The sequence below is a fragment of the Thioclava sp. F36-7 genome (genome assembly GCF_002020075.1).
GTDB classification, from domain to species: Bacteria; Pseudomonadota; Alphaproteobacteria; order Rhodobacterales; family Rhodobacteraceae; genus Thioclava; species Thioclava sediminum.
This window is the reverse complement of record NZ_MPZR01000011.1, coordinates 26,887-51,393: the sequence shown is the minus strand read 5'-3', so window position 1 is coordinate 51,393 and position 24,507 is coordinate 26,887. Positions and strand designations below refer to the sequence as shown.

The window sequence follows — 24,507 nt, the reverse complement described above, 5'->3', positions numbered from 1 at the left end:
GCAATCAGATACCCCGGGCCAACCGGGGAGCGAACCAAAAGAAAAGTCCAACTGACGGAGAACACCTCAAATGAGCCTGATGAAAAACATCCTTGCCACAAGCGCGCTGTCGCTCTCGCTGGGTCTTGCCAGCTTCGCCTCGGCGCAGGACTACCAGCCCGATCCGAACGCCAAGCCCGGCGGCAATATCATCGTGACCTACAAGGACGATGTGGCCACGCTCGACCCGGCAATCGGCTATGACTGGCAGAACTGGTCGATGATCAAATCCGTCTTCGACGGTCTGATGGATTACGTCCCCGGCACCACCGAGCTGCGCCCGGGTCTTGCTGAGAGCTACGAGATTTCCGACGACGGCACGACCTTCACCTTCAAGCTGCGCGAGGGCGTGAAATTCCACAACGGTCGCGAGATGACGGCCGAAGACGTGAAATACTCGCTCGACCGCGTCACCACCCCCGCGACCCAGTCGCCGGGCGCCGGCTTCTTCGGCTCGATCAAGGGCTATGACGCGATGGCGGACGGCTCCGCCACCAGCCTCGAAGGCGTGACCGTCGTCGATCCCTACACCGTCAAGATCGAGCTTTCGCGCCCCGACGCGACCTTCCTGCACGTGATGGCGCTGAACTTCGCCTCGGTCGTGCCGAAGGAAGCGGTCGACGAATACGGCACCGATTTCGGCAAGCATCCCGTCGGCACCGGCGCGTTCAAGCTGTCTGACTGGACCATCGGTCAGCAGCTCGTGTTCGAGAAGAACGCCGATTACTGGCGCGAGGGCGTGCCCTATCTCGATAGCATCACTTTTGAGGTCGGTCAGGAGCCGATCGTGGCGCTGCTGCGGCTGCAGCAGGGTGAGGTGGACGTGCCCGGCGACGGCATCCCGCCGGCGAAGTTCAACGAGGTGATGGACAATCCCGACGAGGCCAAGCGGGTCGTCGTGGGTGGCCAGCTGCATACCGGCTACATCACGCTCAACGTCCAGATGGAGCCCTTCGACAAGGTCGAGGTGCGTCAGGCGATGAACATGGCGATCAACAAGGACCGCATCGTTCAGATGATCAACGGCCGCGCCACGCCCGCCAACCAGCCGCTGCCGCCGTCGATGCCGGGCTATACCAAGGATTACGAGGGCTATCCCTTCGATCAGGAAAAGGCCAAGCAGATGCTCGCGGATGCGGGCTATCCCGACGGGTTCGAGACCGAGCTCTACGTCATGAACACCGACCCGAATCCGCGTATCGCGCAGGCGATCCAGCAGGACCTGTCGCAGATCGGCGTGAAGGTCGACATCAAGGCGCTGGCGCAGGCCAATGTCATCGAGGCGGGCGGCACGCCGAAGACCGCGCCGATGATCTGGTCGGGCGGCATGGCGTGGATCGCCGACTTCCCCGATCCGTCCAACTTCTACGGTCCGATCCTGGGCTGCGCGGGCGCGGTCGAAGGCGGCTGGAACTGGTCGTGGTATTGCAACGAGGAACTCGACGCGATGGCCACCGAGGCGGACTCGATCACCGACCCGGCCAAGCAGGACGAGCGCCTGCAGAAATGGTCCGACGTCTACATGAAGGTCATGGAAGACGCCCCGTGGGTCCCGGTCTTCAACGAGAACCGCTACACCATGAAGTCGGGCCGCATGGGTGGCGCGGATGCGCTCTATGTCGACCCGGTCTCGATCCCGGTCAACTACGACTACGTGTACGTGACGGAGTAAGCGCGCATGTGCAAAGCCTGTGACTATACGATCCATGGCGCACAGCACCATTTCGGCTGGGACAACTCGTTTGTCCCGGCCGAGACGGTGGCCCCGGGATCGACCATCGAATTCCACTGCCACGACAGCTCGGCCGGACAGCTCGGGCCGTCCTCGACGGTGGAAGACGTGAAGACCCTCGATTTCGGCAAGATCAACCCGGTCTCCGGGCCGATCTATGTCGAAGGGGCGAAACCCGGTGACGTGCTCAAGGTCACCATCGACAGCTTCACCCCGCGCGAGCAGGAAGGCTCCGCTTGGGGCTGGACCGCGAACATCCCGGGCTTCGGCCTGCTGGCGGATCAGTTCGAAGATCCGGCGCTGACGATCTGGAAATACGACGCTGCCTCGCCCGACAAAGCGCTTTGGGGCAGCGAGGGCAAGGTCGGCCTCAAGCCGTTCTGCGGCACCATCGGCGTCGCCCCGGCCGAAAAAGGCCTGCATTCCATCGTGCCCCCGCGCCGCGTGGGCGGCAATCTCGACATTCGCGATCTGGCGGCGGGCACCACGCTCTATCTGCCGGTCGAGGTCGATGGCGCGCTGTTCTCCGTGGGTGACACCCATGCCGCCCAAGGCGATGGCGAGGTCTGCGGCACCGCGATCGAGAGCCCGATGAACTGCGTGCTCAGCTTCGATCTCATCAAGAACGAGACGCTGAAATTTCCGCGCTTCACCACGCCAGGGCCGGTCACGCGCCACCTCGACACGGCGGGCTACGAGGTCACGACGGGCATCGGCCCCGACCTGATGTCGGGCGCGCGCGATGCGGTCTCCGGCATGATCGACCTTCTGTGCGCGCAGCGCGGCATGTCGGCGGTCGACGCCTATATGCTGGTCTCGACCTGTGGCGATCTGCGCATTTCCGAGATCGTCGATATGCCCAACTGGGTTGTCAGCTTCTATTTCCCGAGAAACGTGTTCGAATGATCGAAATGAAACAAACGCAAGCCGGGGCTGTCACGGCCCCGGAGCCCGCCCAGCCGGTGCTCTCCGTCGAAGGTCTCACGATCTCCGTGCGCTCCGAGGGGCACGAGCGGGCGCTGGTCAGCGATCTGAGCTTCACGCTCGCGCGCGGCGAGACCATCGCCATCGCGGGCGAGAGCGGCTCGGGCAAATCGCTCACTTCTCTGGCGATCATGGGGCTGTTGCCGCCCCCTGCCCTGCGGGTCAGCTCCGGCGCGATCCGCTTCCAGGGCGAAGACCTCACGCGCCTGCCCGAAAGCCGGATGCGCGCGATGCGCGGCAACCGGATCGCGATGATCTTCCAAGAGCCGATGACGTCGCTCAACCCGGTGCTGAGCATCGGCCTGCAACTTTCCGAGGCGATCCGCGCGCATGAGCCGGTCTCGAAACGCGAGGCCCGCGCCCGCGCGCTCGAGGCGCTGCGCCGCGTGCGTATCTCCGAACCCGAGCGCCGGATGACCCAATATCCGCATGAGTTGTCGGGCGGCATGCGGCAGCGCGTGATGATCGCAATGGCGCTGGCCCTGCGCCCCGACGTGCTGATCGCGGACGAGCCGACCACCGCGCTCGATGTGACCGTGCAGCGCGAGGTGCTCGACCTGCTGCGCGATCTGCAAAGCGAGATGGGCACCGCAATTATCCTGATCACCCATGACATGGGCGTCGTGGCCGAGATGGCCGAGCGGGTCATCGTCATGAAACAGGGTCAGGCGGTCGAGACGGGCGCTGTCTCGCAGATTTTCACCGCCCCGCGCGAGGCCTATACGCAGGACCTTCTGGCCGCCGTGCCGCGCATGGGCGATGGCAGCGGTGCTGCCGGCGCATCCCCGGATGCGAAACCCGTGGCGCGGCTGCGCGACGTGAAGGTGCATTTCGACATTCGCGGCGGGATCCTGTCGCAGGTCACGCACCGGGTTCATGCCGTCGAGGGCGTCAGCTTCGATATCATGGAGGGCGAGACCTTCTCGCTCGTCGGTGAAAGCGGCTGCGGCAAATCCACCATCGCGAAGGCGCTGACCGGCCTCGTACCGCATCAGGGCCGCATCGAGGTCGCGGGCCACACGATGGGCGGGCTGAGCGGCGCGAAGATGAAAGAGATGCGCCGCGACGTGCAGATCGTGTTCCAGGACCCGATGGCGGCGCTCGATCCGCGGATGCGCGTGGGCGAACTGGTGGCCGAGCCGCTGGTGATTCACGGGATCGGCTCCCCCGAGGAGCAGCGTGAGAAAGTCGCGGGCCTCTTCGAGCGCGTCGGCCTCACCCGCGATCAGCTCGATCGCTATCCCCACGAGTTCTCGGGCGGTCAGCGTCAGCGGATCTGCATCGCCCGTGCGCTGGCGCTGCAACCGAAACTGATCATCGCGGATGAAAGCGTCTCTGCGCTGGATGTGTCGGTGCAGGCGCGGGTGCTGGACCTGCTCGAGGCGCTGAAACGCGAATTCGGCATCGCCTATCTCTTCATCAGCCACGACATGGCGGTGGTCGAGAATATCTCTGACCGGATCGCGGTGATGTATATGGGCCAGATCGTGGAGATGGGCACGCGCGCGCAGATTTTCGGATCGCCGCAGCACCCCTACACGAAGCGCCTGATGGCGGCCGTGCCGATCCCCGATCCCGACAAGGTCCGCGAACCCACCCCGCGCCTGTCCGGCGAGGTCCCGAGCCCGGTCTACAAGCTGGGCACCGGACCGCAGCGCCTGATGCTGCGCAATCTCGGAGACGGGCATCTCGTGGCAGATAGTGACCTGCCCGCGATGCCGACCGAGACGGCGGCGGAATAGCACGAAATCGCGCACAGGGCGGGCGGCCAATCTCCGCGCCGCCCTGTGCTTTCAAGGCCGTTTTCGGGCTGCAAACCTCAGCCCCTTCTCAAGGCCATTCATAGGCGGCAAAGCAAAACCGACATCCACCCCGTCTCTTTTCCGCAACACCCCGAACACCCCACCAAATCATTGATACAAATCAAAGAAAGCTTCCGGGCGGAAGCTTAGCGCGGTGACTGAAGTCCGTGCGAGGGAACTTCTGAAACGCGCCGAGGCAAACGCACGGACAGGTTGTCAGTTCAATTACGTAAAGAGTGGCTCGATTGACGTACGATTTCTTGTCGTAGCGTTTGCCTTGGGGAATGGGGACAAAGAATGTCGAATACACTACTCACCAATTTGAAACGCACCGTAGCGCCCGCCGCTTTGCTGCTGTGCCTCGGGACTCCGGCCTGGTCGGGCACCTTTGATGACGCACCCGTCATCAGCGTGACCGGCGATGGTCTTATCTTCTCCGATCCGGCGGAAGGCGTGCAGCCGCCCGGCCTCAAGGCCGTGACGGGGGAAGTCAACGCCGACTTTCCCAACACGAACAATCCGAAGGACATCACCAACTGCCTGATGGCGAACACGCCGGATTTCACTTGCACGGCCCCTCCCGGCTCGGGCAAACGGGTGAAGACGCAGCTGACCGGCCCGACGCCGATGGATATCATGCTCTCGACGCAATCGAGCGGCGGCATCACGGAATACTATACCTACGGCAAGACCTCGAACCTCACCGGCGCCCGCATTATCGCCTTCAAGGTGCAGCTCGGCACCGGCTCGGGTGACAGCTTCACCCCCTTCGACCCGAGCGACCCCCAGACCGCGGCACTCTTCGATCCCGATTACATCTCGAAGTTCAACCTGCCCGACGGGCTCTTCGGCGATGGCGGTCAGGAAGAGGCAGGCATCGGCTTCTTCGACAGCACCTCCGCCGAGATGACCATTGCGAACAACGCCAACACGCTCGACGCGACGAACCTGTCGAATAGCGTTCTGGCCACCTATTTCGGCAACTCGCTGATCGACAACAGCATGCTGCCGAAAGCGATCTTCTGGGACGCGACCGGCACGGCCGTCGCCTCGGACGAGGCCCAGCTCATCGCGTGGTACAACCTGAGCGCCGGCCAGTGGCAGTACGGCAATCTGGGCGTCGACAGCTCGACCTATCTGGACAGCAAGCTGCAGGCGATGGCCGACTCGCTGGGCGTGACGGTCGCGGATCTCGGCTATACCGGCGGCGGCGCCGTGCCTGCCGATATCGTCGCGGCGATGCAGGCCAATGGCCTCTACACGCAGGACGTGGTCGAGGATCTTCGCAACCTGAACCTGAACTACATCATCGATCTCGGCGATGTCGCAGGCAGCAACGTCACGATGCGCATCGCGCCGATCTTCGCGCCGATCGTGGAGCAAACGGCGACCCCCTACCAGTTCGCGACCGCCGGGCGTCTAGATGCGGCCGCCAATATCCCCTATCTGGATATCGGGAACGCAGGGACCTATCAGAGCGCGATCAGCGACATCATGGCGATCACGGATCCGGTCGCGCGCAACGACATGCTTGAGACGACGGGCTACAGCTTCCTGCCCGCCTTTGGCGCTGTCGGCTTCGAGTTCGGGCAGAACATCACGAAAGGGATCGGTCGTCCGGTTGCGCAGACGCAGAACGGATCGGTCACGCTTTCGACGATGGGCGGGCCGACCTCGTGGAAGATCGGCGACGACACCTATGCCTTCGTCTCGGCGGGGGCGCAGAAAGCCAATTACGACCGCACCACCAATGCGATCGGCTACGACGTCAAATCGCATTACATGATGCTGGGCGGCGAGAAATTCATCGGCAATCAAGTCTCGGCCGGCCTCTTCGGCGGCTACTCGGACGGCACCTCCGATGCCGATCAGAGCCGTGGCAGCATCGATGGCTCCGGCGGCTTCGTCGGTGGCTTCGTGCGGACGGCCTTCGGCAATGGCGGCGCGGCGCAGTTCATGATCGGCTATCAGGACCTTTCCTACGACATGAGCCGCAATGTCATGGGATCGACCGCACGGGCGAGCACGGATGGCCATCAGGTCTTCGGCGCGATCGATGCCGAGTACATGTTCGGGCAAGATCGTCTTCGCTTCGGCCCGACGGGTTCACTCGAAATGTATCACCTCTCGGTGGACGGCTTCGACGAGACCGGCGCGGGCGCGTGGAACCTGTCCGTCGGGGATCAATCCGGCACCGTGACCGTCGCCTCCGCCGGGATGCGTGGCCAATATGCGCTGTCTTCGAGCGCACAGGCCCCGACCCTGTCCGGTGCGATCAAGTACAACAAGGTCAGCGGCGACGATCAGCTCGTTCAGACCGCCTTCGTCGGGCTGCCCTCCAGCGCAACCCCGGTCGATGGCTTCGACATGAACTGGGTGACGGCGGATGTCGGGATCGACGTGCCGCTCGGCCAGACCGGGACGTTCTCCTCCAGCCTGCATGCCGGGATCTCGGGGACCTTCTCGAGCGACTATGAGAGCCACGCGGTGCAGCTTTCCTTCAACGCGAAGTTCTGAGCGCTCACAGGCCTAAACGAAGACACCGCGGCGCTTTTCAGCGTCGCGGTGCATTTCTTTTCGCAGGTTAGTCGCGTTCGCAGAGGGCGCTACGCCTCCATTCCGATCCGTTCCCGGCGCAGCGTCGACGCCCCGGATTTCGCATGGCTGGCGATCTCTTCCATCGGCGCGAACCAGACGTCGCCCGCCTCCACGGCGCGCTCCAGCAGACGCTCCATCTCGCGCCAGCGCGCCAGACGGCCCGTCAGGAACGGGTGCAGAACCGGCATCCAGAACCCGCCCGCCTCGTGCATCGCGTCGAATTCCTCTGCGAAGGCACGGATGCCATCGGAGGGCGCGCGGATCGGCATCAGGTAGTCGATCTCGCCGAAATGCGCGAAGGGCGGCCAGTCGTCGGTGCCCCAATGCGGCGGGACCTCAATCAGGCTGCCTTTCGGCGTCTCGACCAGATAGGGCAACTCGTCAGCCATCATCGAGCTGTCATAGAGAAACCCGTGCTCGATCAAGCGATTGAGCATCGCGGGCGTGAAGGAATAGACCGGGGCGCGATAGCCGCGCGGCTCGCGGCCCGTCATCGTGACATGAACCTCCAGCGCGCGTTCGAACAGCTCCGCCTCGCGTTCGTCGGAATGCTCCATCGGGTCTTCGTGCATCCACGAATGATGCCCGATCTCGTGCCCTGCTTTCAGGATCGCCTCGACCGTCTCGGGGTAATTCTGCATCACCCAGGCGGGCATGAAGAAGGTCTGGGTCAAGCCCAGACGGCGATAGGTCTCGAGGATGCGCGGCACGGCGACCGTCGGCCCGTAGCGGCCCATCGAGATCGGCTGCAGGCGCAGCTCGGCATCCTCAGGGCGCGCGGTGCGGATCAGCGAATCCGCGTCGATATCGAAGGTTACGCAGGCGGCGCTGCGCTTGCCCTCGGGCCAGGTGATCGGGTTGAGAAACATGTCACTCTCCGCTCAGGAAGGATCGGCAGGCACCGGGAGCGTCACCGAGAACAGCGCCACGAGATCGTTGCGCAGCCAGGTCTCGATCTCGTCCCGGCGCGCGGCGTCGGTGGAAATGAATTGGATGAAACGGGCGTTTTGCAGCTGGAACAGCGCCCGGCCCAGATGGAGCGGGTTCAGATCAGCGCTGAGCCGCCCGTCCCGCTGCATCGCCTCGATCCGGCGCACCAGCACCGAGGCAAGCTGTTCGTCGAGCTTGAAATAGGCCTTGGAGAGCTGCGTCCCCGCCTCGATCGTCACCGCCGCGATGACCTGACGCCAGATGTCTTTCTCCAGCGTCTGCATCGCGTGAACCATGATCTCGTGCGCGAAAGCCACCGTCAGCTCGACGAGCTCGGCCTCCGGCCCGGGCAGCGTCGAATCGAGCCGTTCCAGCAGTTGCTTGTCGCTTTCGATCACCAGCGCGAGCAGCACCCCGGCCTTGGTTCCGTAGTAGTTATGGACCGTCACGCCCGAGACGCCGGCCGCCACCGCAATCGCCTCGATCGTCGTCTTGTCATAGCCCTTCTCGCGAAAAAGCTCTTTGGCCGATGTGACGATGCGGTTGCGACGGTCTTGTTTTTGTTGGGCGCGCAGATTGCTCACTAAGTCCTCCTAGGGTTGCGAACAGTTTTCGGCAATTGCCCATCTTTGGTCAAGACAAATTTTTTATTGCATAAAAGTTTTTATCGAATAAAGTTTTTGTACAAGATCAAGAATCCATACCAACAGCGAGGTCCGCTTATGCGCTCCGTACTCAAACTCGCCGCCGCCTCCGCGGTCGCCCTCTCCGCGGGCAGCCTCTCCGCTGCCGCCGCTGAAACCGTCAATGTCGGGGTCTGCGTCTCCTGGCCGGGCTATGCCATGCTCGAAGTCGCCAAGGAAAAGAACCTGATCCCCGATTACGATCTGAACATCACGATCTTCGAAGATCCGCTGGGCGGTCATGCCGCCCTCGCCGCGGGTCAGCTCGACGTCTATGGCTGCACCGCCGATTACACGCCGCTGGTCGTGGACCGCGGCACCGATGTGGTGAACGTGGCCCAGCTCAACCCCTCCTACGGGGTCGATCACGTCATCCTCGCGCCCGAGACCGAGCCCGCCGACCTGCCCGGCAAGAAGGTCTCGGCCCCGCAGGCCTATATCGGTCAGCTGCTGATGGGGATCTGGCTCGATTCCGAGGGCATCACCCCCGATCAGGTCGAGTGGGTGAACCTGAATGCCGATGAAGCCGTCGGTCCGATGATGTCGGGCGATCTGTCGGCTGCCTACATGTACGAGCCGTGGATCTCCAAGGTTCTCGAGGCAAAACCCGGCGCGCGGTCCATCGTGAACACCGCCGATCCGGAGATGCTGAAGACCGGGATCTTCATGGACGCTCTGTATATGAACAAGAACTTCATCGCCAACGACCGCGAGGCGGCGCTGGCCGTGCTGAAAGCGCGTTGGGAAGGGCTGGCCTACTGGAACCAGCACACCGAAGAGACCAACAAGATGCTCGCGTCGTTCCTGCAGTGGCCCGAGGAAGATATCGGCTACGTCATCGGGACCAACGGCAAGTCCTTCGAGGGCGGCATCTACATGATGGACTTTGACGAATCCGCCCGCCTGTGCGGCGTGCTCGACGGCGAAGGCCCGCTCGGCATGGCCAACGGCTCGATGGTCGACTCGATCGCGATGACCAATGACTGGTGGATCAAGCTCGGTCTGATGGAAAACAAGATCGACGCGTCGAAAGGCATCGACTGCTCGCTGATGGGCGATCTGGTCAAGTCCGGCTACCGCCAGAGCCTGACCGCACACTGACCCCCTCGGGAAGCGCCGATCCCCGGCGCTTCCCTTCCCCCAAGCCGGAGCATCTACCTTGAGCGCCCGACCCACTCCCTTTCTCCAGCTGCGCAAGCCCGTGAGCCGCCGTCAGAAGCTGCTTTCCGCGCTCGCCATCTGGGTGCTGTTCTTCGGCATCTGGATCGTCGCCTCGGCCAGCGGTCTGGTGAACCCGCTTCTCGTCCCTGCCCCGCAACAGGTCTTCGCGACCACTTTCGATCTGTTCTTCAGCCGCGGGTTCGGCAGCGACGTCCTGATCTCCATCAGCCGCGTGCTGATCGCCTTCGCGCTTGCCAGTGCGGTCGCGGTGCCGCTGGGTGTGATGATGGGGTCCTTCCCCGCGATCGAGGCCTTCTTCGCCCCCTTCGTCTCGGCCTGGCGCTACCTCCCCGCGCCGTCCTTCATCCCGATCCTACTGATGTGGTTCGGGACCGGCGAGGCGCCGAAACTGGCGTTGCTGTTCCTCGGCGTGATCTTCTTCCTGATCACCCTAATCATGGATCACACCAAGAATGTGCGCGAGGAATTGGTCGAGACCGCCCTGACGCTGGGCGCACCGCGCCATAAGGTCGTGGCCCGGGTAATCTTCCCCGCCGTGCTGCCCGATATCGTGACCGCGATGCGCCAGATGCTGGCGATGACTTGGACCTATCTGGTGATCGCCGAGATCGTCGCCTCCACCACCGGTATCGGCGCGATGATGATGCGCGCGCGGCGCTTCCTGAACACCGATGAGATCCTGTCGGGGATCGTCGTGATCGGGGTGCTGGGGCTGCTCTTCGACCTCACTTTCTCCGCCCTGCACCGCTGGGCCTTCCCCTATCTGAGAAAGGCGTGACCATGAGTGCCGAAACCGCATTGCAAATCCGCGAAATCTCGAAGGAATTCGAGCTCTCGGGCGGGCGCAAGCTGGTCGCCGTCGAGGGCGCGGGCTTCACCGTCGAACGCAACTCCATCTGTGTCCTGCTCGGCCCGTCGGGCTGCGGAAAATCGACGATCCTGCGCATGATCGCAGGGCTCGAGACCCCGAGCGGCGGCGAGATCATCATCGGCGGACGCCGCGTCGAGGGACCGGGCCGCGACCGGGGCATGGTCTTTCAGGCCTATACCTCCTTCGACTGGCTGACGGTGCGCAAGAATGTCGAGTTCGGGATGCAGATCAACGGCGTCCCGGCCGCCGAGCGCCGCGAACGCGCGGAACGCTTCATCAATCTCGTGGGGCTCGGGAAATTCGCCGAGGCCTACCCGTCGCAGCTCTCGGGCGGGATGCGTCAGCGCGTCGCCATTGCGCGCACGCTGGCCAACGACCCCGAGGTCTTGCTGATGGACGAGCCCTTCGGTGCGCTCGATGCCGAGACCCGCTGGCTGATGCAGGAGCTGATGATCGACGTCGCCGAGAAGACCAACACGACGATGGTGATCGTCACCCACGATCTCGAGGAAGCGATCTTCCTCGCCGACAAGATCGTCTTTCTCTCGAGCCATCCGGGCCGCGTGAAAGAGGTGATCGTGCCGGAATTCAAGAAAGGCACCCGCATCGCCGACAAGGAAAGGGCCGTGAAACTCGACGGCTACTCCGATCTGGAGGCCCATCTGATGCGGCTGATGCGAGAGGAAGGACGCGGCAAGGAATGAGCGTGACATTCGACTTCACCGGCAAGACCGTTCTGGTGACCGGCGCTTCGAGCGGGATCGGCTATGGCATTGCTGAAGGCTTCGCGCGCGCGGGCGCCGATCTGATCATCCTGTCCGAAACCAAGACTATCTATGACGCTGCCGAAAGCCTGCCCGGCAAGGTCCGCGCGATCCGCTGCGATATCGCCGACGCCGCGATGGTGACCGAGGCGCTGGCCGATATCGAACGTGTCGATGTGCTGGTGAACAATGCAGGGCTCGAACGCCCCACTCCGCTCAACGGTGCGAACCCGTTGGGCAACGCGACCTTCGAGCGGATCGTGGCGATTAACATCACCGGCACCCAGAACGTGACCGACGCGCTGATCTCGCGCATCCCCGAAGGCGGGCGCATCCTGAACACCGCCTCGATCTGGGCGCGCACCGCCGTGCCGGGCTTCTCGGCCTATGTCGCGAGCAAACACGCGCTTCTGGGCCTGACCCGTACATGGGCGCAGGAACTGGGCCCCCGCGGCATCCGCGTCAACGCGATCTGCCCCGGCTGGGTGAAGACCGGACCGGCGGCCAATTCGCTGCGGGAACTGGCGCAATCCAGCGGTCGCAGCGAGGCCGAGGTCGAAGCCGAAATCATGGCCGCACAAGCGATCGACGGGCTGATGGTGCCCGCCGATATGGCCGATCCTTACATGTTTCTCGCGTCCGAGGCGGGCGCGAATATCACCGGTCAGGCGCTCAACGTCGACCGCGGCGAGGTAATGTCATGAGCCTTCAGGGAAAAGTCGCGCTGGTCACTGGCGGCTCGCGCGGGATCGGGCGCGCCATCGCGCTGGCGCTGGCCGAACAGGGCGCGAAAGTCGCCTTCTGTCATCCCGACGACGCGCAGGCGCACGACACGCTGGCCGAGCTTCAAAAGCTGACCGAGGCGGAATCCCTGCCCGCCGATGTCTCCGACGAGGCACAGGTCGAGGGGATGTTCGACGCCGTCATGTCCCGGTTCGGGCGGATCGACATTCTCGTGAACAACGCGGGCATCCTGCGCGAAAGCCCAATTGCCGAGACGAAGATCGACGAATTCGACCGGGTGATCGCGGTGAACCTGCGCGGCACTTTCCTTGCGTCGCGCGCCTTCGTGCGTCGCACCGAGGAAGGCCGGATCATCAATATCGCGAGCGATCTGGGCTTTCTCGGGCGCGAGGAAATGTCCGCCTATACCGCCTCGAAAGGCGCGATCATCGCGCTGACCCGGACGCTGGCGCGCGAGCTTGCGCCGAAGATTCTCGTCAACGCCATCGCGCCGGGCTCGATCGAGACCGATATGACGAGCCCCGCCTCGATGAGCCCCGAACAGCTGGCAATCGACATGGCGACGCCGCTCGCCCGGTTCGGCCAGCCCGAGGACATCGCCGCGATGGCCTGCTACCTCGCGGGCCCGCAGAGCAATTTCATCACCGGTCAATGCTTCGGCGTGAACGGTGGCAGTGTCATGACCTGACAGGAGCGACCCCATGTCCAGCGATCCCCTTTTCCACCCGGTTTCCGGCTTCGATCTGCCGCGCTTCGCGGGCGTGCCGACCTTCATGCGCCTGCCGCATGTCGAACTCGACGACCCGCGCCTGAAGGATGTGCAGGTCGGGTTCATCGGCAGCCCCTGGGATTCCGGCACCACCAACCGTCCCGGCCCGCGCCACGGGCCGCGCCAGCTGCGCGATCTCTCGACGATGATCCGGGCGCAGAACGGTGCGACCGGCGTGCGCCCCTTCGAGATGGTCAACTGCGCCGATCTCGGCGACGTCGCCCCCAACCCCGCCGACATTCAGGATGCGATGGACCGGATCACCCGGTTCTTCGAGACCGTCCGCGCGCATGGCATCCGCCCGATCACGGCGGGCGGCGACCACCTCAATTCGCTGCCGATCCTGCGCGCGCTGGGCACGCCCGAGCCGCTCGGCATGGTACATTTCGACAGCCATACCGACCTGTTCCACAGCTATTTCGGCGGCAACATGTACACCCACGGCACGCCGTTCCGCCGCGCCATCGAAGAGGGTCTCCTGGACCCGAAACGCGTGGTGCAGATCGGCATTCGCGGCTCGACCTATGACAGCGAGGACCGCGATTTCGCCGATAGCGTCGGCGTGCGCGTGATCCCGATCGAGGAATTCCATGCCCGCGGCGTCGAGGATGTGATGGCGGAAGCGCGCGAGATCGTCGGCACCAAGCCCACCTATCTCTCCTACGATATCGACTTCATCGACCCGGCCTTCGCCCCCGGCACCGGCACACCCGAAGTCGGCGGCCCCAATTCCTATCAGGCGCTGCAGGTTATCCGCCTGCTCGACGGGGTCAACATCGTCGGCGCCGATCTGGTCGAGGTCTCCCCGCCCTTCGACCCGTCCGGCGCGACCGCTTTCCTCGGCGTCTCGGTGATGTTCGAGATCCTCTGCCAGATGGCGGTGCGCATGACCCGCGGGTGATCGCCGCGCCGCCCGCTCAGCCCACGCGGCGCATATCTTTCGCGTGGGTGCGATAGACCGGGGTCATGTTGTTGTCGAGGCTTGCGCCGAGGTCGAGATCCGACTCTTGCAGCCGGGCGACCTCCTGCAGGGCGAGGCCGAGATAGCGCGCGATTTCCTGCGTCGAGAGCCCGAGATCGCTCAGCGCCGAGACTTCCAGCGCGCGATCCGGTCCCGTTTTCTCAGCGCGCGCGCCCGACAAAGGCCAGGGAATGGTCTTCGTCGCGCGGCTGTCCTGCCGTGGCTTACGCGGCAGCGGTAGAAGGTCAGGGCTGTTTTCTGGGGTGATCCAACGAAACATCCGCACACTCCTTCGAGCTTGGCTATGAGGCCCGTTCAGCTAAACCGCATCGTGCCCGCCGCGCCATTGACCGCCGTCAATGCGAACCGCGCAGACCCGGTTCGGTGCGCTCTCTGGGCGGGGTTTTGCCAATCCACGCAGGGCGCCCGGAGGGGCAACACGTCTTTTCACTGTTCCGGCACTGGATTGGGTCGGAGCGCGGACCGAAACCCGAGCGTTGATGCGCAACCTGACGAAGGGCCGCAGCCTGCGCGGTCGTGGTAGCGATTGACGCCCAATAATGCCACGCGCGCCGCGCGGGCGTATACTTGGATATTCGCGGAGGGTTGGGGCTACCTCACCCGTTCGAGTCCGCTCGAAGAGCCTTTCGCGAAACCCGCCGGCCACCGCGCGTCTGTCCCCAAGGCTCGGCCGGCGGGGCCGTTTTCATGCGCGTTTCAAAACTCCGCCGATGGCGCACCGCAGGTCAGTCAGCGCGCCACGATACGTAATATTATTGCGCGAAATGCCTCTCATATTTCCGTATTTTACATTTCTCTACAATTTCGCGCCTGACAGATGGCCCCTGAGGCGGCAAGATTCCTGCAGTCACAAAAGACGCGTGTTGCCCGACCACTGCCATCGATCGGGGGGCATAAAGGGGGGGAATATGTTCAACACTCAGGCCATACGGCCGCAAGTCGACGCGAAATGCGAGGACTGCATCGCGCGCCAGACAGGACTTTGTAGCGCCTTCGATAGCGAGGCGCTCCTCGATTTTGCTCATCGCAGCTATCGTGAAACCTATCACCAGGGCGCCGAGATCGCGGCTCAGGGCGAAGTGGCGGAACGGGTCGGTATCGTCGCCTCCGGGCTGGTGAAGGTCGTCGTTCTGACCGAAGGCGGGGACGAATACGTTCTGCAAATCCTGCGCGCGGGGCACCTGATCGGGGATCCGGACCGCGAGGTGAACGGGTTTTCCAGCGAGGCCGCCACCGATACCGCGATCTGCTGGATGCCACGCCAGACATGGCACAATTTCCTGCAAGCGCATCCGCAGATCTTCCGCGGCTGTCTCTCGGCGCTGAACCGGCAGTTCGAGGAGCTGCAGTTGAGCGTCGTGAAAATGCGCGGGCGCAGCACCGTGCAGCGGCTCGCGCTTTGGCTGATCGAACAACTCCCCGGTGCGCCCGACGGAAGCACACCGCAAATTCGCATCGTGCTGACCCGGCGCGATCTGGCGTCGCTGTTGGACATGACGGTGGAGACCCTGTGCCGGGCGCTGCACCAGATCGAAGAGCGCGGCGCGATCCGCCTGCTTGCGCCCGACCATCTCGAAGTCAGGGATCTCGGACGACTGCGTCGGCTTGCGAAATACCAGAATGAGCGGATCGGCGCGGCCCTTGCCGAGCCCGATTCCGCACCGCGCCTGTCTCAACGCGAGACATGGTCCAGGGGCGGAAAAGCACCCGTCTCAAAACTCGGGTCCGAGGGACATGCGCCCGGGCGCACACCGGACTTTGCCACACGCGGAGGGCAGCGATAGAACGAGGACGCGCCGGCCCGGAATGTCTCGGTGGATCACACATCGCGCAACCTGCATTGATCGTGGTCAATGCGCGCGGCCTCACGCGCGGCAAAGCTCGCGATGTGTCAGATCACATCCCGGGAGGCCCCTATGCCACGCAAATCCGACGCGACCGCCCGCACCAGCGCGGGCTATGCTGAGCTCGTGAAACGCCTGCTACCGCCAGACGGGCCGGACCCGGCACTGCTTGGCCCGATCGTCGCGATGCAAACTCAGGCGGCCGATCGACTGTTGCAGCTCAATCAGGAATGGCTGCGCTTCACCACCGATCGGATCACCTGCGACCGCGCCCTGCTTGCCAGCCTGTCCAATCCCGGCGATCCCGCCGCAATTGCCTCCGCCTGGTCGGAGTTCTACTCCGGCGCGATCGACGATTATTCCGCGCTCTATCGCCGCCTCTGGGGGCAATATGCCGAGGAGATGACGGAGGCGGTGTTCGACAGCCAGAAGCAGGTGCAGGACCTGTTCATGACCTCCCTGCAAGGCGCGGGTTTCGGCGAGCACCGCCACGCGACCCCGGTCTGAGCGACCGCAATGGGAAGGCCGGATCTACCTCTCAGCGGCGGGCCCGGCAGGTATAGTTTTGTGCGATTTTTCGTCTTTCCTCCACGGCGGGACACGAGACCGAGTATGATTTCATGAGTGATCAGGGCGTGGTGCCAAGCGCGAAATGAGGTGGCGCCAGTGGTAAATTCCAAACGCGAAGACACCGGACCGAAGACGCGTGCCTCGCGCGCGGCGCTTGCCGATGGTGTGGGAGACATGATCTCGCTGATGCCGATCCCGGTCGCAGTGTTCGACACCGCGACGCGTCTGGTTGCGATCTCGGCGGCGTTTCAGGAGAGCTACGGCGTCGCTATCTCAGGCGCGAGCGAACCGGGTGACGGCGACCTGCTACCGTGGCTACCGGAGGGCTACCCCGTCGCCCGCGATAAAGCGCTCGCCGGAGAAGTCGTGCAATGCGACGAGACCTGGACGACGCTCCCCGATGGGCGTGTGATCCGGAACCGCTGGATTACCGCACCGATCCACCGCGACGGCGGCGTCGCGGGGATTATCCTCATCATCGAGGATATCAGCGCCGGGAAGGGCTCGCAGCCGCCGACCGCCCTGCGCGCGGAACGGATCGCCGAGGCGATGGATGCCGCCGGGATCGCCCTGTTCGAGGTGGATTTCGACCGTGATGCATTCCTCGCGACCGGATCCGCCCGGCAGCTTCTGGAGACGCAGGAGGTGCCCGACAGCTACGAGAAATGGCTCGCCCTCGCCGCGCCGGAGAATCGTGCGCAGTTCGACGCGGTCTATCGCGCGGCGCTGGACCCCACGGGCAGTCGGAAGTTCTCGATCGAGTTCAAGCTGGCCCATAGCGCCGAGCCCAAAGTGATCGAGTTGCGCGGCAATATCCGGTTTGATGAGACCTGCGATCCGCCCCGTCCGTTGGGCGCCGTCGGCGCGATCCTCGATCGCACGGAGCGCGCGCGGATATCGGAGGCGCTGGTACAGGCGCAGCGGCTGGAAACCGTGGGCCGAATGGCGGGCCTGATTGCGCATGATTTCAACAATTTGCTGACCGTCATCCTGTCCAATCTGGAGCTTGCCTCGCGCGCCGAGATGGCCGAGATCGCGCGTGACCATCTGGAACGCGCGATCGACGCGACGCAGATCGGCGCTGGGTTCAATCAGCGGCTTCTGGCGCTTGCCGGAGCGCGGACGCCGAAACCGGTGTGCTTCGACCTCGATGCGCAACTCGCCGAGACATGGACGCTGCTGGAGCGTGTGCTGGGCGAACAGGTGCATCTGCGTCTCCTGCCTGGCGCCGATCATGGCCAGATCTACATGGATCGCGGGGAGTTGGACGGCGCACTGCTCAATCTAGTCATCAATGCGCGCGACGCGATGACGGCCTCCGGCACGATCACCATTCAGACCGGCTGCGCGCGGTTTGACGCGCATCAGGCCGCCGAGATCGACGGCGCGCGGCCGGGCTGCTTCCTCACGGTGAGCGTGACCGATACCGGGCAAGGCATGACCCCGGACGTGCGCAGGCAGGCTCTCGATCCGTTTTTCACCACCAAGGATGCGCATGTCGGGAACGGGCTCGGCCTGACCAGCGTGGCGAGTTCGGTCGCGCGAGCGGGCGGCTTCCTGCATATCGACACGGCACCCGACAAAGGCACCACGATCACGCTCTATCTGCCCGAGACCGAGGGGGAGCCCACGCCCGCGCCTGCCGACCATCACGACGCGCTGCGAATGGGCGATGGTCAGCTGGTGCTGGTAGTCGAGGACGATCCGCTCGTGCGCGAGGCTGTTCTCGACCGGCTGGAGGCTCTGGGCTACGCGGTGATCGAGGCCGCGAACGCGTCCGAGGCGCTGGAACAGATCGAGGCGGGCGAGCCGGTCGAGCTGCTGTTTTCCGACGTTGTCTTGCCCGGAACCTTTTCGGGCTTCGACCTTGTCGATCGCGCCCGCGCCCGCGATCCCGCATTGCCCGTCCTCCTGACCTCTGGCCATACGTCCGAGCATTTCTCCGGGCGCCCCGAAGCCGAACGCGAGGTGGAATTGCTCACGAAGCCTTATTCTCTCTCGACGTTGAGTGCGGCGGTCGCGCGTGCGCTCAAGCCGGAGGGACCTACCCCATGATCTGGCCGGTGAAGACATAGCCCACGCCGCGCACGGATCGGATCATCCGATTGGCATCATCCGCCGGTTCGATCTTGCGCCGAAGCCGGGCAATATGGGTATCGATGGTCCGGTCATAGGGCGACCAGTCGCGCCCGTGGAGCACCCGGTTGATGTCGTCGCGCGAGAGCACCTGCTCCGGGCGGCTGAGGAACAACTCGAGCAGTTTCGCCTCCGTTCCGGTCAGATCCTCGCGGCGACCGTCATTATGCTCGATCACGCCGTGACGCAGGTCGATACTGCTGTGATCGATGCGCAGCCGCTCGCGCGGCACGTTGCGGGTCCGATAGCCATCGAGCACCCTGCGGATGCGGATCGCGACCTCGCGCGCGGCGAAGGGTTTGACGATGTAGTCATCCGCCCCCGCCTCCAGACCGCGTACCCGGTCGAGCGGTTGCCCTTGCCCGGTGATGAAGATGACGGGAATATTGCTGCGCCCGCGCAGGACACGCGCGAGTGCGAGCCCGTCATCCGCGCCCAGCCCCAGATCGAGTGTCACGAGATCGACGTCGCCCGCTTCGATCTCTTGCATCATGCCAGTGGCGTCCGATGCCTCGCGCACCGCCCAGCCTTCCGCCTCAAGGCAGTCCCGCAGCGCGCCGCGCACGGAAGGATCATCTTCGACGACGAGAATTGTCTGCTGTTCCACAGGCGCGACCTCCTATCCCCTCCGCACCTATCGGGAGCGCCGCGGCGCTTTTCATGGCACCGCAAACCCCTGTCCCGAATTATGTCATGATCGGCGCCCCCTGTCCGCCCTGTCTTTGATGGTGATCAAGTGTCAGAAACGGTACAGGAAATTAAACGTGATCGTTCCCTCAAACCCGTGCCGCCACCGGATTTCGTCGTGCCGGATGGTCTCGCCCGCAGTCGAGAGCGCCGCCGCCGAGACAGAGCCGGAGCCCACCGTCGTCGTCCCCGAAGAGCGCGAAATGAGCGACGCCTGCCCCGTCTCCTGCACCCCCAGAGAGACGGCGAAGGCGCTGTTCCGGCCGATTTGCTGCTCGAAGACCATGCCCGCCCGCAGGATCGGTTCCACACGGGAATATCGGGACCGCTCGGGCGCGTTGCTGGCCGAGGCGAGCCCCGGGATCGAGAGGGTTTCCTCACTGCGACCGTTTGCCGACACCGCTTTCGCGCCGAGATCGAGATAGAGGCCGAAGGACAGGTCGCTGGTCACGAGACGCCGCCCGCCCAGCCCCAAGGTGAGGCTCTGGCTGCGCTCGTGCAGGCGCGTGCGGCGGGCGCTCTCGATGGCCGGGATGGCCCGGCTCGCCGTGAGGGAGGCCGTCGTCGTGTAGGTCTCGCCCGTGTGGCGCGACAGATCCCCGAAGCCGAGACGCGGGCCCCAGCTCCAGTCGCGGCTGTGACCCAGCGGGCTCGCGATCACGCCGCCCAGCTCGCGCACCCGGCTATGCGCGCTGACCCGTTGCGCGACCTTCACGCTGTCCGGCGCACCGAGACCGATAACGGAAAACCCGCCCGGATCGAATACCGCCGCCAGCGCCGTCGCCTTTCCGGTCGCCCCGTCGAGGCTGAGCGCCGCGAATCCGCCCCCGCCTGCGCCGGGCGAAAACGCGTAGGTCTCGATGCGATTGCCAGTGACTGCGGGCGAGAAGGACTGTTGCTCGATATGAACGGTGCCGCCATGCCCGTCGGGAAGGGACAGCGAGGCTGTCGCATTTGCCCCCGACAGCGTGCCCCCCGCGCCAAGCATCGGGTTCAGATCGATCGCGATATTGCCCTGCCCCGTGCGCGGCCCTGTCAGAAGGAGCGTACCGGAACTCGGCAGACCCGAGACAGCTTGCGCCTGCGCGAAACCGGAGCCGCGCCCGAAAGTCAGACCGAGCTGAGGCCGGGTCGAGAAATCCGGGGTCCAGCCCGCCTGCGGAAGGATTTGCAGAGGGCGCACGGGGTCTTGCAGCCCGAACTCCACGCCGCGCCCCTCCTCTCCGGTGATCTGAGAGCCCAGCCCCGGCACGAACGGTCCGCGTTGGGGCGGCGCGAGCGACCAGCCTTGCCACATCGAGGACGGCTGCGCCTGAACCGGGGGCGTCAGCGTGGCGAGCGCGACCAGCCCGCCAAGGGCGCAGCCGATGGGGTGGAATATGCGCTCACGCCGTCGCATTGATCGTAGCAAGGCGGCTCAGAAGGGCCACCAGCTCCTGTTGGCGCGACGTTTCGGTCTTGCGCATCACCGCCGCGAGTTGATTGCGCAAGGTTTCCTTCGACATCCGCCGGCGCGAGGCCAGCTCGCCGATCGACTCCCCCGCCAGCAGCGCCAAGGCGAGATCGGCCTCCTTCGCGTTCATGCCAAAGAGCCGCCAGAGAAAATCCTGATCCAGTTCGAGCGGCATATCGAGGTCTTCGTAGATCACCGCGAAATTCGGCCCGGCGCCCGGCAGACCAACCGCCTCGCCCGCGGCCAGCCGGATGATTGTCAGGATCTCGCGCGGCTCACCGCGATTTCGCGGCACGGACATGACCGCGACGCGCTGGCGCAGGCTGCCTTGCAGCGATTGGATCTGCGTCGCGAATTCGTCATCCACGATGGGATCGCACAGCCGCAACGTCCCGTCGGGCGAGACCTGCAGCGCGCGGCCATTACGCAGGATTGCCCGCGCCCGCCCGTTCATCCGCGAGACGTTGCGCCGCTCGTTGCACAGCACCACCGAGAAGGGCAGGATTTCCAGAAGGTTTCCGCTGAGCCGTTCGGCCGCGTCGAGCCGTTGGCGCACCTCCATGATCCGCGTCGCCACATCGAGCTGCCGGGCGAGCCGGGTCAGGAAGTCCTTCAAAGGCCGCCGCAGCTCCGCCTCCAGATGGCGCGGGTAGCGCAGTTCGATCCCCAACAGATGACGCTCGCCGCGCTCGAACAGGACACCGGCGAGACAGGTTTTGGGCGGGCTCGTCCGGCGCAGCACCTGCCCCATCGGCCCGCCATTCACCGTCTCCGCACCGAGATCGCCGTCGTCATAGACCCGGCCGATCTCCTGCCCGTGCAGACTGTGCGCCCAGCCGTCGGGGGCGCGCATCTCCTCGGCAAAGGCCCGGCGCAATTCCGGGTTCGGCGTATCGAGAAGCAGGAAGTTCCCTGCGCCCTGCATCCGTTCCAGCCCGACAATCATCGGCGTCGCTTCGGGAAAATTCATCGCAGCGACCGCGAGCACGGACCGAAATAGATCCCCTTCGATGGCAGATGTGAAAATTTGATCGACCGCTGCGCCGTTCTCAGCGTGCATGCTCAAAGACATGGCGAAATCCCCTTAACCCTCTGATTAGGGGAATCCTCCGCCACGGAGAAATTTCGACAATGACAGCCATCAAGCCTGCCTATGCGCGCCGACAATGTGCGGCGCGGACAGAGGCGGAATCAGCGGGTCCCGACGATCACTTTTTTGCACTGCAGGTCACGCCACCCTCGCCTTCGACGTCCAGTCGCGCCGAGACGACGGCATGTGGACCGGCGGAGACATAGACCTTGGACAGCGTCTGCGCCTCGTCCGCGCGGGTGGCGAAAGCGCCGCCCTGCGTGGTGCTGGAGGTGCCGCCCGCACCGCTCGAGATCACGGTGAAGGAGTAGCGCCCGCGCATTGCGCGCGCCGATTGCACCCGCGCGGTCAGCTCGAGATGCGGAGCTGCGGGGCGCTCCGCGATCTCGCAGCTGAGAGGGGCTGCGCCTTGTGAGGTTTGCGCGCTCATCGCGAGCGCCATTCCGAATGGCATCCCTCCGATGAGGACAAGCAGACCTCCGCGACGCAGGTAGTCGAGCATTTGCAGGTTCCGAGGCATGGTGTGCCTCCTTTCTCGTCCCCCTGCCCCGCACGCGTTGCAACGGGCGGGGCTGAACGGACGGCTATCGGTTTCATTTCAGCTCGAACTGAATGCCGATCGAGCCGTTTCCGCCAACGCTGCTCCCGCTGCGGGTCACACCCAGCCGGGTCTCACCCTGGAAATGGGTCTCCGTCTGGTAGTTGCCGAGCTGAGAGATCGAACTGCCGAAACCAGAGCCCGATTGGACGGTCCCCGCGACATTGTTGTGCCCGCTCTGCGTGGTTGAGGCGTCATTAAAGCTGCCCTGCTGCTGCGTGACGGCCACATTGCCGCGTGAAGGTTGCGGGGCGATGGATGCGATGGGGGCGCTGCTCGGATCATAGAAAGGCCGGCTCTGCGCCGCAGCTTCCTTCGCGAAAACGCCCAATGCCAGAGCGGCCAAAAGCCCGGTCGCGAGGATCGCGGGGGGCGCCGTGGGGGCTCTCATCTGTGTTGCGAAACTCATAACCTTTCTCCTTGTTGCTGTCGCGACGGCACAGCAGCCGCCTTCAAGACGTTGATCGGGCGGATCGCAGCCCGCCCGATCAACCATGGGACGTCAGTTCTGAACGGTGCTCGACACGTTGCCGACACCGGTCTGGACCGTGGCCGACGAGTTGCCGACATTGCCCTGAATGGTGGACGAGTAGTTCCCGAGGCCCAGCTGATCGGTGATCGAGTTGTTGAACGCGCCGGTCTGACCGGTGCCCGAGAAGTTGGCGATCCCACGTTGCACCGTGGTGCTGGTGTTGCCGTAGTCGCGCTGCACGGTGATGGCCGAGTTGTTCATGCCAAGCTGCGTCGTGCTCGACCCATTGAACCAACCCATCTGGTCGGTGAGCGACACGTTACCGCCTGCGAGGGCGGCTCCGGCGCCGGAGAGAACGACAGCGGTGGCGAGAAGCAGATGTTTCATGGTGATGGTCTCCAGACTAAAGAATGTTGATCGATCCGGATCCGCGTCCCGATCGTTCCTCCACGCTACGCCGGAGCTGCGCCGGGATCGGGGACGCAAACATCATCGAAGACGCCCCGATCGCCATGCGCTTCGGCCTGAACGCTGCCCCTTCGGCACCGCCCGACCGCGGACCGCCCGCGATAGTTCACCCACCGGCGCAAGTGGTGCGCCAGACGCGATATCCTTGCCCACTGCGCGCATATGGCCGCGCAGCTGCCCCGAACGGGCCAGCGCGTGACGCAGGCGTGCGGAGCGTTGCAGCGGATGGGGTGCGGGCGATGGTAGTCTCGCTTGCGCCCGCGCAATGACGAAAGGCCATCTGCGTGAGACGCAGGCCGCCAACCCGAGGGAGATCGGCGGCGCCGATGGCTCCGCATGTCAGCGCATTGACGCGCGACAATACACGGTTGGAAAAGCCCACCGCTTGAAACTACGCGAGGGCGGAAATTGCGAATATCTCGGAGCTGTTCGGATGATACCGGCGGCTCTGGCCGTGCTTATGGAGAGAGCCGCGCGACTCAGGCCGGAGGGAACTGGGGAAGACCGACACGGACCACGCGGCGACGCGCCCCGAAATGCGCAGCGCGCGCTCCCGATACGGAAACGCGCGCCACTCCCCCCTGACAGACACTGCGAGCGGTGTCTCTTTATCGACCCCTACCGCCCGTGCGGCCTGCCCCCACACACATGCCAGTTCCCCTCAATTGCGACGCTCAATCAGCAGCGCGACCAGCAGGCCGGTTCCCACCATACCAAGAAGCACTCCGGCCCAGGGCACGGGATGGCTGCGCACGCTTCGACGCAAATCATGCTGCGCCTCTGCCAGCGAGTGGCGCATTTCGAGAACCGCGTCGCGGGTATCCTCCGCGAGATCGTGACCCCGCCGCGTCGCCTCCGCGCCAAGATCGCTGGCCCGCAGCCGACCATGACGTCGCAACGCCTGCGCCAACTCCGTCACATCGTCGCGCAGCTCTTCCAGATCGGAGCGGATCGCCTCGACCGCATGGCGTTCGTGGTCCTCGATATCGGCGCGTTCGTGTGCAGCGTCGCTGGAAGTCTTGGCCATAGCGTTTCTCCTCTGATCCGGTTTTGAACCGTGCGACAGGTAGGCAGGATGCAAAGCCGCAAGACGTCGCGCATTGATCGCC

The 24,507-nt window shown here is 64.5% G+C and carries 23 protein-coding genes; 13 read left to right on the top strand and 10 right to left on the bottom strand.

Annotated features, from left to right (window positions below; translation table 11 throughout):
• Positions 1-79 precede the first annotated feature (79 nt).
• The 4 genes from BMI89_RS17885 (at position 80) to BMI89_RS17870 (ending at position 7,074) form a co-directional block, all read left to right on the top strand.
• Positions 80-1,711 (top strand): ABC transporter substrate-binding protein, encoded by a 1,632-nt coding sequence (locus tag BMI89_RS17885; RefSeq protein ID WP_078550731.1) that lies wholly within the window; start codon positions 80-82, stop codon positions 1,709-1,711.
• Between the two features lie 6 nt (positions 1,712-1,717).
• Positions 1,718-2,677, top strand: coding sequence for an acetamidase/formamidase family protein (locus tag BMI89_RS17880; protein WP_078523181.1), 960 nt, complete (start codon positions 1,718-1,720; stop codon positions 2,675-2,677).
• A 5-nt stretch (positions 2,678-2,682) separates the two neighbouring features.
• Positions 2,683-4,497: an ABC transporter ATP-binding protein gene (locus BMI89_RS17875; RefSeq protein ID WP_078572278.1), complete on the top strand. Its 1,815-nt coding sequence runs from the start codon at positions 2,683-2,685 to the stop codon at positions 4,495-4,497.
• Positions 4,498-4,854: 357 nt separating this feature from the next.
• Positions 4,855-7,074: a choice-of-anchor F family protein gene (locus BMI89_RS17870; protein ID WP_078572205.1), complete on the top strand. Its 2,220-nt coding sequence runs from the start codon at positions 4,855-4,857 to the stop codon at positions 7,072-7,074.
• An 89-nt stretch (positions 7,075-7,163) separates the two neighbouring features.
• Here BMI89_RS17870 and BMI89_RS17865 read toward each other — a convergent pair whose 3' ends face one another.
• Both BMI89_RS17865 and BMI89_RS17860 read right to left on the bottom strand, forming a co-directional pair.
• Entirely contained in the window at positions 7,164-8,024 is an 861-nt protein-coding gene (locus tag BMI89_RS17865; RefSeq protein ID WP_078572204.1) for a polysaccharide deacetylase, read from the bottom strand.
• 12 nt (positions 8,025-8,036) lie between these two features.
• Positions 8,037-8,669, bottom strand: a complete 633-nt coding sequence (locus BMI89_RS17860) for a TetR/AcrR family transcriptional regulator (protein WP_078523171.1) — start codon at positions 8,667-8,669, stop codon at positions 8,037-8,039.
• A gap of 138 nt (positions 8,670-8,807) precedes the next feature.
• On the opposite strand from BMI89_RS17860, the gene BMI89_RS17855 reads away from it, so the two are divergent.
• From BMI89_RS17855 to speB, 6 genes are read left to right on the top strand one after another with little or no spacing between them, the layout of a single operon-like run.
• On the top strand, positions 8,808-9,869 hold the full coding sequence (locus tag BMI89_RS17855; RefSeq protein WP_078572203.1) for an ABC transporter substrate-binding protein: 1,062 nt from the start codon (positions 8,808-8,810) through the stop codon (positions 9,867-9,869).
• 58 nt (positions 9,870-9,927) lie between these two features.
• Positions 9,928-10,728, top strand: a complete 801-nt coding sequence (locus BMI89_RS17850) for an ABC transporter permease (protein ID WP_078572202.1) — start codon at positions 9,928-9,930, stop codon at positions 10,726-10,728.
• Positions 10,729-10,730: 2 nt separating this feature from the next.
• Complete coding sequence (locus BMI89_RS17845) at positions 10,731-11,525, top strand: ABC transporter ATP-binding protein (RefSeq protein WP_078572201.1); 795 nt, start codon at positions 10,731-10,733, stop codon at positions 11,523-11,525.
• Positions 11,522-12,289, top strand: coding sequence for an SDR family oxidoreductase (locus BMI89_RS17840; RefSeq protein WP_210402177.1), 768 nt, complete (start codon positions 11,522-11,524; stop codon positions 12,287-12,289). The genes BMI89_RS17845 and BMI89_RS17840 overlap by 4 nt, the downstream gene beginning before the upstream one ends.
• The gene (locus tag BMI89_RS17835) at positions 12,286-13,017 is read left to right on the top strand and encodes a 3-oxoacyl-ACP reductase family protein (protein WP_078572200.1); all 732 of its coding nucleotides are present in this window, start codon (positions 12,286-12,288) and stop codon (positions 13,015-13,017) included. The genes BMI89_RS17840 and BMI89_RS17835 overlap by 4 nt, the downstream gene beginning before the upstream one ends.
• A gap of 13 nt (positions 13,018-13,030) precedes the next feature.
• Positions 13,031-13,999 carry an agmatinase gene (speB, locus tag BMI89_RS17830; RefSeq protein WP_078572199.1) on the top strand — a complete coding sequence of 323 codons (969 nt, stop codon included), beginning with the start codon at positions 13,031-13,033 and terminating at the stop codon, positions 13,997-13,999.
• Between the two features lie 16 nt (positions 14,000-14,015).
• Here the strand turns inward: speB and BMI89_RS17825 are convergent, their stop codons facing one another.
• Positions 14,016-14,339: a hypothetical protein gene (locus tag BMI89_RS17825; RefSeq protein ID WP_078572198.1), complete on the bottom strand. Its 324-nt coding sequence runs from the start codon at positions 14,337-14,339 to the stop codon at positions 14,016-14,018.
• A 649-nt stretch (positions 14,340-14,988) separates the two neighbouring features.
• Between BMI89_RS17825 and BMI89_RS17820 the strand changes: the two genes are divergently transcribed.
• The 3 genes from BMI89_RS17820 (at position 14,989) to BMI89_RS17810 (ending at position 18,549) form a co-directional block, all read left to right on the top strand.
• Positions 14,989-15,864 carry a Crp/Fnr family transcriptional regulator gene (locus BMI89_RS17820; RefSeq protein ID WP_168176832.1) on the top strand — a complete coding sequence of 292 codons (876 nt, stop codon included), beginning with the start codon at positions 14,989-14,991 and terminating at the stop codon, positions 15,862-15,864.
• Between the two features lie 132 nt (positions 15,865-15,996).
• Positions 15,997-16,431, top strand: a complete 435-nt coding sequence (locus BMI89_RS17815; RefSeq protein ID WP_078572196.1) for a hypothetical protein — start codon at positions 15,997-15,999, stop codon at positions 16,429-16,431.
• 159 nt (positions 16,432-16,590) lie between these two features.
• Positions 16,591-18,549 carry an ATP-binding protein gene (locus tag BMI89_RS17810; protein WP_078572195.1) on the top strand — a complete coding sequence of 653 codons (1,959 nt, stop codon included), beginning with the start codon at positions 16,591-16,593 and terminating at the stop codon, positions 18,547-18,549.
• Here BMI89_RS17810 and BMI89_RS17805 read toward each other — a convergent pair.
• The 7 genes from BMI89_RS17805 to BMI89_RS17775 all read right to left on the bottom strand — a co-directional run bounded on the left by BMI89_RS17805 (position 18,539) and on the right by BMI89_RS17775 (position 24,425).
• Positions 18,539-19,237, bottom strand: coding sequence for a response regulator transcription factor (locus BMI89_RS17805; RefSeq protein ID WP_078572194.1), 699 nt, complete (start codon positions 19,235-19,237; stop codon positions 18,539-18,541). The genes BMI89_RS17810 and BMI89_RS17805 overlap by 11 nt on opposite strands.
• Positions 19,238-19,369: 132 nt before the next feature.
• Positions 19,370-20,716, bottom strand: a complete 1,347-nt coding sequence (locus BMI89_RS17800) for a hypothetical protein (protein WP_078572193.1) — start codon at positions 20,714-20,716, stop codon at positions 19,370-19,372.
• Complete coding sequence (locus BMI89_RS17795) at positions 20,703-21,740, bottom strand: helix-turn-helix transcriptional regulator (RefSeq protein WP_143593939.1); 1,038 nt, start codon at positions 21,738-21,740, stop codon at positions 20,703-20,705. Before BMI89_RS17795 ends, BMI89_RS17800 begins: the two co-directional genes overlap by 14 nt.
• Before the next feature lie 238 nt (positions 21,741-21,978).
• Positions 21,979-22,380: a curli-like amyloid fiber formation chaperone CsgH gene (gene csgH / locus BMI89_RS17790; RefSeq protein ID WP_143593938.1), complete on the bottom strand. Its 402-nt coding sequence runs from the start codon at positions 22,378-22,380 to the stop codon at positions 21,979-21,981.
• A gap of 73 nt (positions 22,381-22,453) precedes the next feature.
• A complete protein-coding gene (locus tag BMI89_RS17785; protein ID WP_078572190.1) occupies positions 22,454-22,867 on the bottom strand; it encodes a hypothetical protein in 414 nt (137 codons plus the stop codon).
• A gap of 93 nt (positions 22,868-22,960) precedes the next feature.
• Positions 22,961-23,317, bottom strand: coding sequence for a hypothetical protein (locus tag BMI89_RS17780; protein ID WP_078541300.1), 357 nt, complete (start codon positions 23,315-23,317; stop codon positions 22,961-22,963).
• 742 nt (positions 23,318-24,059) lie between these two features.
• Positions 24,060-24,425 carry a hypothetical protein gene (locus BMI89_RS17775; protein ID WP_078572189.1) on the bottom strand — a complete coding sequence of 122 codons (366 nt, stop codon included), beginning with the start codon at positions 24,423-24,425 and terminating at the stop codon, positions 24,060-24,062.
• Positions 24,426-24,507: the final 82 nt, after the last annotated feature.